We start from the raw sequence: 13,950 nt of genomic DNA, 5'->3' as shown, positions 1-13,950 counted from the left end.
GTAAACAGCTTATTCATGAATGGCTAAATTAGAGTCTCTTAACAATACTTTTAGTACCATCCGACAGCAATTTGAGCTTCTTCTGACATACAATCAGGTGTCCATGGTGGATCAAAAGTCATAGTGACTTCAACATACGAAACCCCTTCAACTGCACTGACTGCATTTTCTACCCACCCCGGCATTTCACCTGCAACAGGACATCCCGGTGCTGTAAGAGTCATTTCAATTTTTACTGAACGATCATCTTCAATATCAATACGATAAATCAATCCTAGCTCATAAATATCAGCAGGAATCTCTGGGTCATAAACTGTTTTAAGAGCAGCAATAATATCATTTGTCATACGATCAATTTCGTCTGCTGGAATTGCTGATATGTAAGATTTTTTATTTTCGCTTACAGTTTCAACGGATTCTGTAGAATGACGCTCTTCAATTGATTCAGCCATTAAAAAATGTCCTTGTTTCTTGTAATGCTTCTACTAATTGATCTATATCCTCTTGAGTGTTATACATGGCTAACGATGCGCGGCAAATAGATGTTAGACCAAAGCGCTGTAATAAAGGCTGTGCACAATGAGTTCCCGCACGTATCGCAACCCCTTTTCTATCAATAAACATAGCGATATCATGGGCGTGAATCCCTTCAATTGTAAATGATATAATAGCTCCTTTATTGGGAGAATGACCATAAATACGCAATGACTCAACCATTTTAAGTTTTTCCTGCGCATAAGCTAAAAGGGACCTCTCATGGGCATGAATCGTGCTACGACCTTTCTCTTGTATATAATCAATAGCCGCAGTTAATCCAATAGCTTCAACGATAGGAGGAGTGCCTGCTTCAAAACGGTAAGGAGGAGCATTATAAAAAACCTTATCGGTTGTTACCTCCTCGATCATTTCCCCTCCCCCTTGAAAAGGACGCATTTCTTCTAATCTATCTTCTTTACCATACAAAACACCAATACCAGTGGGTCCATAAAGCTTATGACCTGTAAAGACATACCAATCACAATCGAGATCTTGCACATCAACGGTTAAATGTACTGCTCCTTGAGAACCATCAACAAGAACCGGAATAGAATTTTGATGTGCTAGTTTAATAATCTCTTTAACAGGAGGCACCGTTCCTAATATATTGGACATATGCGTTATAGCAACAAGCCGCGTTTTTTCGCTTAAAGCCTTTTGGAAATCTTCAATGTGCAGAACACCATTTTCATCGACAGGAACAAAAATAAGTTTTACACCTTTTTGTTCACGGAGAAAATGCCAAGGAATAATATTTGAATGATGTTCCATGATCGTTAGAACAATCTCATCACCTTCTTTGAGTTTTGGCATCGCCCAACCATAAGCAACAGTATTAATAGCTTCTGTTGCATTTTTCGTAAAAACAATTTCTTCAGCTTTTTGAGCATTTAGAAAAACACGAACGGTTTCACGAGAATTTTCATAGGATTGTGTTGCTATATTGGCTAAAAAATACATTCCCCTATGCACATTAGCATAACTATAGTGATAATAATTATTCATTGCATTGAGTACTGACATTGGTTTTTGGGCAGAAGCACTACTATCAAGATATGCTAATCGCTTTCCATAAACTTGATGGTGCAAAATAGGAAAATCACGCCGAATTTCTTCGACATTATAAGTAAATGTTTGTACGTTATTTTCCATTTTTTCTACCTTAAACATTTTTTTCAAGCCATTTACTAATGATATTCTCCAAAACGATTTGAATATTATCTTGCTTGATGTCATCAATGAGCTCAGAGATAAATCCTTTAATCAAAAGCGCACGAGCCGTTTTAAAAGGGATACCACGTGTCATAAGATAAAAAAGATAATCATGATTAATATTAGCAACTGTTGCACCATGACCACATGCAACATCATCAGCAAAAATCTCCAGTTCAGGCTTTGCATTAAATTCTGCATCATCTGAAAGAATAAGGCTATTACAAGCCATGCGTGCATCTGTTTTTTGCGCTTTTTGAGAAACACGTATTATTCCTTGGAAAACACCAACAGCCTTATCTGTAACCACATTGCGTATAATTTCGGTTGATGTTGATTTTTCTTCCACGTGACGAACAGTCATTGTAAGATCACTATGTGTTTGTCCTGATAATAAATTTATGACGCGTAATTGAAAATCAGATTCTTCTCCCTGTAATTCAATATCGATTTCTTGGCGATTTAATTGACTCCCTATATTAATGACATAAAGTGATAACTTCGCTCTTTGATCAAGAACAGCACAAAATCGACCAAATTGTGTAGAATTAAAATCACGATTGCGAATGAGAATCCACGTAACATCACTATCAGCAGCAACATTTAATGAAAATATTGAACTGACAAAGGTATCTTTATCATTGCCAACCTGATGTTCAATAAACATAACTTGACTATTTTTATCAACTTTTATATCCGAAAAAATATGAGATTGTCCCCCCATTTGTATATTTTGTAATTCAATGGGGATATTTAACTTTGTATTTTCAGGGATGTGAAAAAGCCAACCATCTGTAACAAAAGCTGTATTTAACTGTCCAATAAAATCTTCATCAGAAATGTTTTGATTTATCTGTACAGAATTATCTTCTAATGCGTCTGAAAGGCGTTTTACTGCAATGTTGTCTACCTTTGACTCTATCGATGTTTTTCCATTGTTTATGGAGAAAACAGCACTTTCTGAAAGCAATGCATCAACCAATTGATTGTCTTGAACTTTTGAAAAATTGCTAATAGACTTCAGTAAGGTACGCAGATTGGTATAATGCCAACTTTCGATTTTACGGGAAGGAAGCCGTGTCGTTTGAAACTGCTCAATAGTTTTCTTGCGGATTTCCTGTACAGCTTTATCACCAGGTAAGTGGTTTACATACTGATTGAAATTACTGAGTATATTTTCTTCAACCGCTAACAAGTTTTGCTGTGCATTCATATTTAATAACCTCAAACCGCTTCCCTAATAAGATCAGCATACCCATTTTGCTCTAAATAAAGCGCTAAGGATTTATCACCGCTTTTGATAATTTGTCCTTTATAAAGAACATGTACCGTATCAGGAATAATATAATTAAGCAGCCGTTGATAATGGGTAATCACCAAAAATGAACGTTTTGAATCCCGAAGTTTATTAACACCATCTGCAACAATTTTTAGTGCATCAATATCTAAGCCAGAATCCGTTTCATCTAAAATGCAAAGTGTAGGTTCAAGAAGTGCCATTTGTAAAATTTCAGCGCGTTTTTTTTCTCCACCTGAAAAACCTACATTTAATGGACGCTTTAGCATATCCATATCTATTTCAAGTTTGGCTGAAACTTCTTTAACACATTTTATAAATTCAGGAATTTTAAGTTCTTCGTCACCTCGCGCTTTGCGTTGAGAATTCATCGCAACTTTTAAAAATTCCATTGTTGCTACCCCTGGTATTTCCATTGGATATTGAAATGCAAGAAAAACACCATATGCAGCACGTTCTGCTGGATCCATTTCTAAAAGTGATTGTCCATTATAGAGAATATCTCCTTCTGTTATTTCATAATCATCACGACCAGCAAGCAAATAAGATAAAGTTGATTTTCCGGCTCCATTTTGTCCCATGATAGCGGCAACTTCTCCATCTTGAACTGTCAAGTTTAAACCACGAATAATTTCTGTATCGGTTTCAGCAATACGGGCGTGCAAATTTTTGATCTCTAACATAATTTAATCCTGTTTTGGCTGTTTTTCAGATATCAATGCGTATTATTTTACCTTAGCATCCATCTACTTTTGTAATTACCATAGAGGTCATTTTTAGCATTATGTGCTACCGTTACAGCCTTTTTACATAAAGTCTTCTATTTATCTCATTAAATAAAATTATCCAACACTACCTTCAAGGCTAATACTAATAAGCTTTTGTGCTTCGACAGCAAATTCCATGGGAAGTTTTTGAATGACCTCTTTTACAAAACCATTTACAATTAATGCGATAGCTTCTTCTTCGGGAATTCCTCTTTGCATAACATAAAAAAGTTGGTCATCAGAAATTTTTGATGTTGTGGCTTCATGTTCAAACTGAGCTGTTGCATTTTTTGCTTCAATATAAGGAACTGTATGCGCACCACAATCATTCCCGATTAACAAACTATCACATTGCGTAAAGTTACGCGCATTTTGTGCTTTTCGATGCGCTGTGACTTGTCCTCGATACGTGTTATTTGAAAAACCTGCAGAAATACCTTTGGAAATAATGCGACTGGAAGTATTTTTTCCCAAATGAATCATTTTTGTACCAGAATCAATTTGTTGATAACCGTTTGCAACAGCGATAGAATAAAATTCTCCACGCGCATTATTACCACGGAGTAAGCAGGATGGATATTTCCAAGTAATTGCAGAACCGGTTTCAACTTGTGTCCATGAAATTTTAGAGCTATCACCTCGACAATCTCCACGCTTCGTCACAAAATTATAAATACCGCCCTTTCCATCTTTATCGCCAGGATACCAGTTTTGTACTGTAGAATATTTAATCTCTGCATTTTCAAGGGCAATAAGCTCAACAACAGCAGCATGAAGTTGGTTTTCATCACGTTGGGGTGCTGTACACCCTTCAAGATAAGAAACATAGGAATCTTCAGCGGCGATAATCAATGTTCGTTCAAATTGGCCAGTGTTGCGTTCATTAATCCTAAAATAAGTTGAAAGCTCCATAGGACAACGAACCCCTTTAGGAATATAAACAAATGAACCATCTGTAAAGACAGCTGCATTTAAGGCCGCATAATAATTATCACTTATAGGTACAACTGTTCCTAAATATTCTTTAATAAGCTCAGAATGTTCAATAATCGCCTCTGAAATAGAACAAAAAATCACACCAGCACGTGCCAGCTCTTTTTTGAATGTTGTTACAACAGAAACAGAATCAAAGACTGCATCAACAGCCACCTGCCCCGATACAGACATACTGTCATCAAAAGTGGAGGGATCAGACTGTTTTCTTACTCCTGCCAAAATCTCTTGTTCTTTAAGGGGAATGCCAAGTTTTTCGTACGTTGCTAATAACTCAGGATCCACTTCATCCAAAGATTTTGGTCCTGTATGATTTTTTGGAGCAGCATAATAATAAAGCTCCTGAAAATCAATTTTAGGATATTCAAGACGCGCCCAATGAGGCTCTTGCATTGTCAGCCAACGGCGGTAAGCTTTTAAGCGCCATGTTAGCATCCATTCAGGCTCATTTTTTTTAGCGGAAATAAATTTGATAATATCCTCATTTAAGCCTTTTGGAGCTTTATCGGTTTCAATATTGGTTTCAAAACCATATTTATATTGGTCAACATCTATTTCACGTACTTGGCGTATCGTTTCTTGTACTGCCGGCATAAATTTTCTCCATTTTTTGGCGTCAAAAACCGGTAACTAAAGTCTTGTTTTTTACAAGATTAAAGTAAGCAAGTTATCTCCTAGGCTATAGGTAAAGTGCAAAAATTTCAATCAAACTTATTTTATTTTTAAAATAATTCTAATTTTTATAACTTTCTGATGATAAATCTTCCCCTTTTTTCCTGCTTATAATTTGAGAAAAAAACGACAGAAAATCATCGATATCTTCAGAAGTTGTGCCACGTCCTAGCGAAATGCGAATGGCACCATTTGGAACATGATACCCCATTGCCTCCAACACTTTGCTTTGTTTTACTTTTCCCGAAGAACAGGCAGAGCCGGATGATAAAGAAAACCCTTCTAAATCAAAAGCAATTTGCATCGTTTCAGCTTTTATATTTTTCACGGTAAAGTAAGTTGTATTTGGCAAACGTTGAACTCTTTTGCCAAAAATCTCAACATTTTTACTTATTTTTTGTAGTCCAGCTTCTAATTTATTGCGTAAATATATTAACTGTTTTATTTCCTCCTGTGTGAAGCAATCAGTCATTGCTGCCCCAAAAGCAGCAATAAGGGGCAATGCTTCTGTTCCTCCACGGAGACCTTTTTCTTGTCCTCCCCCAATAATAAGAGGGTGTGGCATGAGAAGATTACCACATGAAACAAAAGCACCGATTCCTTTAGGACCGCCAACTTTATGTGCAGACAGTATAAAAAAGTCTCCTCCTAGCTGATGAATATCCACAAAATTTTTATCTACATATTGTGTCAAATCAACTATAAGAGTGCCTCCTAAATCCCGAACAATAGCGGCGATTTCTGTTAACGGTTGAATAACACCCGTTTCACTATTTGCAGCTTGAATAGCAACAAGAGGTAAACCTTTTGTTTTATCGTGAACCGTTAAGAGTGATGTTAATTTATCTTGTTGTATGAGCCCATCTTGATCAACATCAATGACGCTTATCAATTCTTTAGAAAAACGTCCTCCCTCTGCAACAGAGGGATGTTCAGTCGCTCCAAGGTAAAGATGAGAAAATTTAACTTTTGCTTTCCCCATATTGTAAAAAGGTGTTAACAAAGTCATTGCGGCTTCACTCGCACCAGAGGTAAATACCACGTGATCTGGATCTGTTTTAAGATTTTCAGCGATTTGCCGACGGGCCTTTTGCAACAAAGTTTTAGCGGCACGCCCTTCCTTATGAACCGATGATGGATTACCAAATATCTCTAAAGATTCCAGTAACGCTATCCGTGCCACTTTTTTGAGTGGTGTTGTTGCGTTATGATCAAAATATCGGCGTTTTATAACCATTTTACATCGCAATCATTAATCTTATGAATTGATTAAAAAAATAGCGCAATTTTCTTGAAAAGTGCACTAAAAAAAGAATATCTAATAATTATTTAAGAGATTCTATGGTAAAAGTCGACCAGGGTCAAAGAGAGCCTTTTATTGCATTAAGGAGCATTTTATGCCAGAAATTATTTTTAACGGTCCTGCGGGTCGGCTCGAAGGGCGTTATCAACCTTCACAACAAAAAAATGCACCCATTGCGATCATCTTGCATCCTCATCCCCAATTTGGTGGAACTATGAATCATAAAATTGTCTATGACCTTTTTTATATGTTCCAACAACGTGGCTTTACAACTTTACGTTTTAACTTTCGTGGTATTGGTCGTAGTCAGGGTGAATTTGATTATGGAATAGGAGAACTTTCAGATGCTGCTGCTGCTCTCGATTGGGTTCAAACACAACATCCAGACTCTAAAAATTGTTGGGTAGCAGGATACTCATTTGGAGCATGGATTGGTATGCAGCTTTTAATGCGCCGACCGGAAATTGAGGGATTTATCTCAGTTGCCCCTCAGCCTAATGTTTATGACTTTTCATTTCTTGCACCTTGTCCCTCTTCTGGACTTATCATTCATGGCGGTATCGATAAAGTTGCCCCTCCAAAAGATGTTCAAATACTTGTCGATAAATTAAAAACACAAAAAGGTATCATCATTACACAAGAAATATTGGAAGAGGCTAATCACTTTTTCAGTGGATGTCATGAAAAACTTATTGAACGATGTGCCCACTATTTGGATAACCATATCTCCAATGAACTTCTCGCTCCTCCTCCTGAAATACTTTCACTAACTTAGGAAAATACGATAGATTTATAAAAAATTAGCAAAAATCGTCTCTGATCATAACAAAGTAATTTTTTTAGTCTGCATTTAAAATTTTTCTAAATTTTATTTCAGGATAGAAATGAGAATAACAGAACACCTTTTTTCTATTACTAAGAAGTTTCTTTTTTAGCGTAAAAAGGAAATAATACCTGTATTATTATCTTTATACTACCAATATGTCTCTTTCTCTTGTGAGGTGTGCGTCAGTTATGATAGATAACGCATTAATAATTCGTTATATAATCGCCTATTATATACAATAAATGCACTCTTAAATTAGGAAATTAAATCTGTGTTTGCCTTTAAATCTGATTTTTTACACATTATGAGCGAACGTGGTTTTATCCACCAAATTTCAGATGAAAAAGGCTTAGATGATCTTTTTTCAAAAGAAACTGTAAGCGCTTATACTGGATTTGACCCAACAGCATCGAGTTTACATGCTGGAAGTCTTCTTCAGATTATGATGCTTTATTGGTTACAAAAAACGGGTCATCGCCCCATTGCTTTAATGGGTGGAGGAACCGGATTGATTGGTGATCCTTCTTTCAAAGACGAAGCGCGACGCCTTCTGACACAAGATGATATTGCTGCAAATATTGATGGTATTAAAAAGGTATTTGCTAACTATTTGACATTCGGTGACCGAGAAACCGATGCTTGTATTGTGAATAATGCTGAATGGTTATGCAATTTAAACTACTTAGAATTTTTGCGTGATGTAGGAAAGCATTTTTCTGTCAACCGTATGTTGTCATTTGATTCTGTCAGACTCAGACTTGAGCGTGAGCACTCTTTGTCATTCTTAGAGTTTAATTATATGATTCTGCAAGCTTATGACTTTGTTGAACTTTATAAACGTTATGGGTTGCGTATGCAAATGGGGGGCTCTGATCAGTGGGGCAACATTATTAACGGAATCGAATTAGGACATCGTTTAGGAACACCGCAATTATATGCGTTAACATCACCATTGCTGACAACCTCTTCCGGTGCCAAAATGGGTAAATCATTGAATGGGGCTGTATGGCTAAATGCGGATAAACTTTCACCTTATCAATTTTGGCAATACTGGCGCAATACAGAAGATGCTGATGTAACACGATTTCTAAAGCTCTATACTCCATTGCCGATGGATGAGATTCTTAAACTTTCTCTATTACAAGGAACTGAAATTAACGAAGCAAAAAAAATTCTTGCAACAGAAATTACAGCAATGTTGCATGGACGTGTTCTTGCTGATGCAGCAGCAGAAACGGCTCGCAAGACGTTTGAAGAAAAAACTCTGGGAGAAAATCTTCCAACTGTTGAAATTAATGCCTCAGAATTAAAAAAAGGTGTTGGATTGCTCACTCTTTTAGTACAAGCAGGACTCGCTAGATCGAATAGTGAGGCACGCCGACACGTTCAAGGTGGAGGTGTCCGTGTAAATGATCAAATTATTGAGGATGAAACACATCTTATTATTGAAAGGGATGTCAGTGCAGAAGGAACCATTAAACTTTCTTTTGGTAAGAAAAAACATGTTGTGATGAAACCAGTATAATCTTTTGCTGTTTTGTTTATGTTGTTCACGTCGAGCTTGTTCTTTCAATTCAATCGTTGTGATAGGGCAAATTTTGTTAGGGAAATAAAAGTCTCTTCAAAACGATAAAATTCTAGAGAGTTGAATAGTTCTTTTCTTCTGTGTACTCTGATATTTTATACCTGTTACACAAAAAAGAAAGATGAAAACAATGACAAGACCAATGAAAGGTGCTCTTGCTCCTGATTTTACTTTGCCGCGCGATGGAGGAGAGACAGTGTGTCTTTCTGACTTTAAAGGAAAGCCTGTTGTTTTATATTTTTATCCAAAAGATGACACCAGTGGTTGCACAAGTGAAGCACTTGATTTCACAAAATTAAAGATGAAATTTGATGAAATCGGTGTTTCTGTTATTGGAATCTCTCCAGATAATGTAAAAAAACATGATAAATTTAAAATAAAACATGAACTTGATGTCATCTTGGTTTCTGATGAAGAAAAAACGACCCTCGAAGCTTATGGTGTTTGGGTTGAGAAAAGCATGTATGGACGCAAATATATGGGAGTTGAACGGAGCACTTTTTTAATTGATGCAAATGGAATAATAGCAGAAGAATGGCGCAAAGTAAGCGTATCTGGGCATGCTGAAAATGTTTTAGCTACTGCAACACTTTTATATCATAATGGTAACTTGTAAATTGAGTGTTTGATTTACCTTCAAAAGCAAAAGTTATTCTCCCTAATTGATTTTAGTTTTTCAACGGATTCAATTTTTACAATATATTGATTTATAAGGATAATGAATTGTTTTACATTTATATTAGTCCCCCGAATATCGCAAAATTTTCTGATTTCAGATTCTTCCTATCACTTGCAATATCATAAGCAGAATTAGCGTGTGAGAAAAAGTTGAAGAAAGGAACAAGAAAATCCCCCTTTAAACCTTTAAAGTATCAAAGGCTATATAACATCACAGCATCCATAAAACGAACAGCTTAAGAAAAAATCTACATGGCTTAAAGGAAGGATATGTAATTAACGAATATCCTCAATTTTTTTGTCTTTTCCATAAATGCGCCGTGCGAGTGCTGCCTCTATAAATGCATCTAAATTACCATTAAGTACGGATTGTGGATCCGTATTTTCAATTCCTGTACGCAAATCTTTGACAAGCTGATAGGGTTGAAGAACATAAGATCTAATTTGATGTCCCCATCCGATTTCTGTTTTAGAAGATTCAGCAGCATTGGTTTCTTCTTCTCTTTTTTTAAGCTCTTCTTCATAAAGCCGTGCACGCAACATCGACCAAGCCGTAGCGCGATTTTTATGTTGAGAACGCTCTGTTTGACATTGAACAACAATACCCGTTTTTATATGTGTGATGCGAACAGCAGAATCTGTCGTGTTAACATGTTGTCCTCCTGCTCCAGATGCACGATATGTATCAATACGCACATCTGCCTCTGAAACATCAACTTCAATATTGTCATCAATAACTGGATAAACCCAAATGCTTGCAAAAGAGGTATGGCGCTTTGCATTCGAATCAAATGGAGAAATCCGCACTAAGCGATGAACACCTGATTCTGTTTTTAACATTCCATAAGCATTATGCCCTTTTACAAGAATAGTCGCTGACTTTATTCCTGCTTCTTCTCCATCATGAATTTCTAAAATTTCAACCTTCATTTCATGCTGTTCAGCCCATCGCATATACATACGTAAGAGCATAGAAGCCCAATCTTGGCTTTCTGTTCCCCCTGCTCCAGCATGAACTTCTAAATAGGTATCATTCGGATCTGCCTCTCCTGAAAGAAGTACGTCAATTTGCCTTTTATCTATCTCATTTTTAAGATTACGTATTGATCTTTCTGCATCAGCGATAATTTCCACATCACTTTCTTCTTCGCCCATCGCAATAAGCTCAATGCATTCTTCAAGTGTTTTTGTAAATGATAAAAGACCATTGATTGAATCATCAAGACGTTGACGCTCACGCATCATATCCTGTGCTCGTTGTGCATCATCCCATAATGATGGATCTTCCGCTTTTTGATTAAGATATTCAAGACGCTTTAGTGATTGATCCCAGTCAAAGATGCCCCCTTAGCAATTGTATTGCTTTCTGGATTTCATCAACTAATGTTTCTATTTCTGCTCGCATAATTTAACACCGTATTTTTAAAAACTCTTTTTGTTTGTATCTCTTAGCATTTTATACAAATTTAATAGCTGCTATCAGAAAATGGTACAGTTCTATCACTCTATTTATAGAACCGACATTGTAAAAAAGAGATAAAAACCATGACTCATGGCAAAAGGAGATTTTGTCGATTAATACAGCCCACCTGTCCCACTTTCAAGTGCTTTGTTGACTTGTGGAGAAGTCGTTACTGCAGGAACACCTTCTTGAAAAGAATTTGTACTCCCAATAACTTGATATATATCAGCAGGCCCAGTCCCTGGTTTAAATGCTTCTATAATGACATCTTGATCTCCTCTTTCGGCAAGCATTCCTGTTTTCCGATTAATTGGCATTAAAATCATACCTTTTGGCATCTTAAAGGGAACATCTGGCTTCCCTTTAAGAGCATCTGCCATAAAATCACCAAAAATAGGTGCAGCTAATGAACTTCCTGTTCCATTATATCCTAACGGAGCTGGTTGATCATAACCGACAAAAATACCAACGACAATGTCAGGAGTAAATCCCATAAACCAGACATCCTTAGAGTCATTGGTTGTTCCTGTTTTAGCAGCAATATGTCGATTAAGATAACGTAAACGTGCCGCAGTACCACGCTGAACAACCCCTTCCATCATCGATGTAATTTGATAAGCCGTCATAGGGTCAAGAACTTGATCTCGCTCATCAATCAATGTGGGTTCACTTTGATTATTCCATGAATTCGTATTACAATTTTCGCAAATACGATCATCATGACGATAAATTGTCTTCCCATAACGATCTTGAATTCTGTCTATCAGAGAAGGTTTAATAGAGCGTCCGCCATTGGCAATAACGGAATAAGCTGTAACCATTCGTAATACTGTTGTTTCGCCAGCCCCTAAAGCCATGGGAAGATAAGGCTGCAATTTATCTACGATCCCAAAGCGTTCTGCATATTCAGCGACAAGAGGCATTCCCATATCATTGGCAAGCCGTATTGTCATAAGATTACGAGAACGCTCAATACCATAACGCAACGTTGAAGGTCCTGCAAAGGTACCCCCATAATTTTTGGGTTGCCAAACTTCACCATTATATTGACGAACTTCAATGGGGCCATCTAAAACAACGGATGCTGGTGTATATCCGTTATCAAGAGCTGCTGCATAAACAAAAGGCTTAAAAGCAGACCCCGGTTGGCGATAAGCTTGGGTTGCACGATTGAATTCAGATGCTGCAAAAGAAAATCCTCCCACCATAGCAAGAACGCGCCCTGTATGAGGTTCCATAGCAACAATTGCACCTTCAACCTTTGGAATTTGTTGTAAACGATAAGTGTTGTTTGTATTGGATAGTTTTTCAACAAAAATGACATCCCCAACTTGCAGAACATGAGATAAGCTCTGAACAGTTTTTCGATAACCATTCTCTTTTACAACATGGAGTGCCCATTTTGAATCAGCTTCAGATAAAACAGCAATTTCCCGTTTTTTTGATAATATACCTGAAGCTTCGCGCTGTGGCTGTAAACCAATCTCTACTTTGTTGGGATTAGTAGAAAGAACAACAGCTAAACGCCATTCAGGAACATCACTTAGCCCTGTGATATCTGCAAGTTCTGTCCCCCAATCACCTTTCTCATCAATATGCGCATAAGCTCCACGCCATCCTTGCGCATGATCAAATCTAATTAATCCATCGTGCAAAGCACGTCGCGCAATAAGTTGTAAATGCGGATCAAGCGTTGTACGAATGGAAAGCCCACCTTCATAAAGTGTTTTAGCCCCATAGCGATGTATTAAACGACGCCGTACTTCTTCAGTAAAATAATCAGCCGCAAAAACATAGCTATCACTCCCACGTATTGTCGCTCCTAAAGGTTTAGCTTTCGCTTTTTCACCTTGTTCACGCGTTACATATCCATTTGCAATCATCCGGTCTATAACCCAATTACGCCGATCAATAGCACGTTGTGTATTCTTAAATGGATCATAATTTGCTGGTCCTTTTGGAAGAGCAGCCAAATAAGCACATTGTTCTAGCGTCAGGTCATTGACGGATTTATTGAAATAGGTCAATGAAGCAGCAGCTATGCCATAAGTGCCACGACCCAGATAAATTTCATTGAGATAAAGTTCGAGAATATGATCTTTTGAATAAGTTTTCTCAATACGCATTGCTAAAATAGCTTCCTTAAATTTACGTTCTAACGTTGTTTCTGAACTTAAAAGGAAGTTTTTAGCGACTTGTTGCGTTATAGTTGATGCCCCCTCTGGACGTCTTCCAGAACCAATATTACGAATATTATTGATCAAAGCTCGAGAAAGTCCTTCAGGATCTAAACCAAAATGATGATAAAAGTTTTTGTCTTCAGCTGAAATGAAAGCATTTATAACAAGCTTTGGTATTGATTGAATCGGTAAATAGAGGCGATGTTTTGTTGCAAACTCTGCCATAAGACGGCCATCAGAAGCATGGACACGGGTCATTACCGGCGGCTCATAAAGTGAAAGAACTTCATAATCAGGGAGTGCATTTGCTTGACCACTGGTCATAACACCCCACGTTATTGCACCATAAAGTCCAATAGCAATAAAAAAACGAAGAAGATATCTTAAAAAAATCATCATAAAAACGGCTATCGCTTTCTTAAGAATTAATTAAAGAAA

11 protein-coding genes are annotated in these 13,950 nt (G+C 37.0%); 3 read left to right on the top strand and 8 right to left on the bottom strand.

The window, feature by feature from the left end; genetic code table 11:
• Nucleotides 1–50 precede the first annotated feature (50 nt).
• The 6 genes from ACFIMA_RS04340 to ACFIMA_RS04315 form a co-directional block, all read right to left on the bottom strand.
• Nucleotides 51–452, bottom strand: coding sequence for an SUF system Fe-S cluster assembly protein (locus ACFIMA_RS04340; RefSeq protein ID WP_273787976.1), 402 nt, complete (start codon nucleotides 450–452; stop codon nucleotides 51–53).
• Nucleotides 445–1,689, bottom strand: coding sequence for a cysteine desulfurase (locus ACFIMA_RS04335; protein ID WP_375618154.1), 1,245 nt, complete (start codon nucleotides 1,687–1,689; stop codon nucleotides 445–447). The genes ACFIMA_RS04340 and ACFIMA_RS04335 overlap by 8 nt, the downstream gene beginning before the upstream one ends.
• Nucleotides 1,690–1,699: 10 nt before the next feature.
• Nucleotides 1,700–2,962, bottom strand: coding sequence for a Fe-S cluster assembly protein SufD (gene sufD / locus ACFIMA_RS04330; RefSeq protein ID WP_375611953.1), 1,263 nt, complete (start codon nucleotides 2,960–2,962; stop codon nucleotides 1,700–1,702).
• A gap of 11 nt (nucleotides 2,963–2,973) precedes the next feature.
• On the bottom strand, nucleotides 2,974–3,729 hold the full coding sequence (gene sufC / locus ACFIMA_RS04325) for a Fe-S cluster assembly ATPase SufC (RefSeq protein ID WP_375618156.1): 756 nt from the start codon (nucleotides 3,727–3,729) through the stop codon (nucleotides 2,974–2,976).
• A gap of 159 nt (nucleotides 3,730–3,888) precedes the next feature.
• Nucleotides 3,889–5,400, bottom strand: a complete 1,512-nt coding sequence (gene sufB / locus ACFIMA_RS04320; RefSeq protein WP_375613439.1) for a Fe-S cluster assembly protein SufB — start codon at nucleotides 5,398–5,400, stop codon at nucleotides 3,889–3,891.
• A 139-nt stretch (nucleotides 5,401–5,539) separates the two neighbouring features.
• Nucleotides 5,540–6,715 (bottom strand): cysteine desulfurase family protein, encoded by a 1,176-nt coding sequence (locus tag ACFIMA_RS04315; RefSeq protein WP_375629814.1) that lies wholly within the window; start codon nucleotides 6,713–6,715, stop codon nucleotides 5,540–5,542.
• A 160-nt stretch (nucleotides 6,716–6,875) separates the two neighbouring features.
• On the opposite strand from ACFIMA_RS04315, the gene ACFIMA_RS04310 reads away from it, so the two are divergent.
• The 3 genes from ACFIMA_RS04310 to ACFIMA_RS04300 all read left to right on the top strand — a co-directional run bounded on the left by ACFIMA_RS04310 (nucleotide 6,876) and on the right by ACFIMA_RS04300 (nucleotide 9,808).
• Complete coding sequence (locus ACFIMA_RS04310) at nucleotides 6,876–7,556, top strand: alpha/beta hydrolase (RefSeq protein WP_375613441.1); 681 nt, start codon at nucleotides 6,876–6,878, stop codon at nucleotides 7,554–7,556.
• A 322-nt stretch (nucleotides 7,557–7,878) separates the two neighbouring features.
• Nucleotides 7,879–9,132, top strand: a complete 1,254-nt coding sequence (gene tyrS / locus ACFIMA_RS04305; RefSeq protein ID WP_375638395.1) for a tyrosine--tRNA ligase — start codon at nucleotides 7,879–7,881, stop codon at nucleotides 9,130–9,132.
• Between the two features lie 190 nt (nucleotides 9,133–9,322).
• Nucleotides 9,323–9,808: a peroxiredoxin gene (locus tag ACFIMA_RS04300; RefSeq protein ID WP_375628092.1), complete on the top strand. Its 486-nt coding sequence runs from the start codon at nucleotides 9,323–9,325 to the stop codon at nucleotides 9,806–9,808.
• A 338-nt stretch (nucleotides 9,809–10,146) separates the two neighbouring features.
• On the opposite strand, the gene prfB is transcribed toward ACFIMA_RS04300, so the two are convergent.
• Both prfB and ACFIMA_RS04290 read right to left on the bottom strand, forming a co-directional pair.
• Nucleotides 10,147–11,275, bottom strand: a protein-coding gene (gene prfB, locus ACFIMA_RS04295; protein ID WP_375613443.1) for a peptide chain release factor 2 whose coding sequence is annotated in 2 segments (ribosomal slippage) — nucleotides 10,147–11,205 and nucleotides 11,207–11,275 — 1,128 coding nt in all. Because the reading frame shifts where the segments join, the coding sequence is not laid out codon by codon here.
• A gap of 170 nt (nucleotides 11,276–11,445) precedes the next feature.
• Nucleotides 11,446–13,911 (bottom strand): penicillin-binding protein 1A, encoded by a 2,466-nt coding sequence (locus ACFIMA_RS04290; protein WP_375613444.1) that lies wholly within the window; start codon nucleotides 13,909–13,911, stop codon nucleotides 11,446–11,448.
• Nucleotides 13,912–13,950: the final 39 nt, after the last annotated feature.

The sequence above is a fragment of the Bartonella sp. AP88HLJMH genome (assembly GCF_042195605.1).
GTDB lineage: Bacteria > Pseudomonadota > Alphaproteobacteria > Rhizobiales > Rhizobiaceae > Bartonella.
Note: the sequence above shows the minus strand (reverse complement) of the source record. Positions and strands in the feature narration are given on the sequence as shown.

What these genes read in the sequence shown, in the direction of transcription:
- ACFIMA_RS04340 (WP_273787976.1), bottom strand. Translation starts at nt 452, where the DNA reads ATGGCTGAATCAATTGAAGAGCGTCATTCTACAGAATCCGTTGAAACT.
- ACFIMA_RS04335 (WP_375618154.1), bottom strand. Translation starts at nt 1,689, where the DNA reads ATGGAAAATAACGTACAAACATTTACTTATAATGTCGAAGAAATTCGG.
- sufD (WP_375611953.1), bottom strand. Translation starts at nt 2,962, where the DNA reads ATGAATGCACAGCAAAACTTGTTAGCGGTTGAAGAAAATATACTCAGT.
- sufC (WP_375618156.1), bottom strand. Translation starts at nt 3,729, where the DNA reads ATGTTAGAGATCAAAAATTTGCACGCCCGTATTGCTGAAACCGATACA.
- sufB (WP_375613439.1), bottom strand. Translation starts at nt 5,400, where the DNA reads ATGCCGGCAGTACAAGAAACGATACGCCAAGTACGTGAAATAGATGTT.
- ACFIMA_RS04315 (WP_375629814.1), bottom strand. Translation starts at nt 6,715, where the DNA reads ATGGTTATAAAACGCCGATATTTTGATCATAACGCAACAACACCACTC.
- ACFIMA_RS04310 (WP_375613441.1), top strand. Translation starts at nt 6,876, where the DNA reads ATGCCAGAAATTATTTTTAACGGTCCTGCGGGTCGGCTCGAAGGGCGT.
- ACFIMA_RS04300 (WP_375628092.1), top strand. Translation starts at nt 9,323, where the DNA reads ATGACAAGACCAATGAAAGGTGCTCTTGCTCCTGATTTTACTTTGCCG.
- ACFIMA_RS04290 (WP_375613444.1), bottom strand. Translation starts at nt 13,911, where the DNA reads ATGATGATTTTTTTAAGATATCTTCTTCGTTTTTTTATTGCTATTGGA.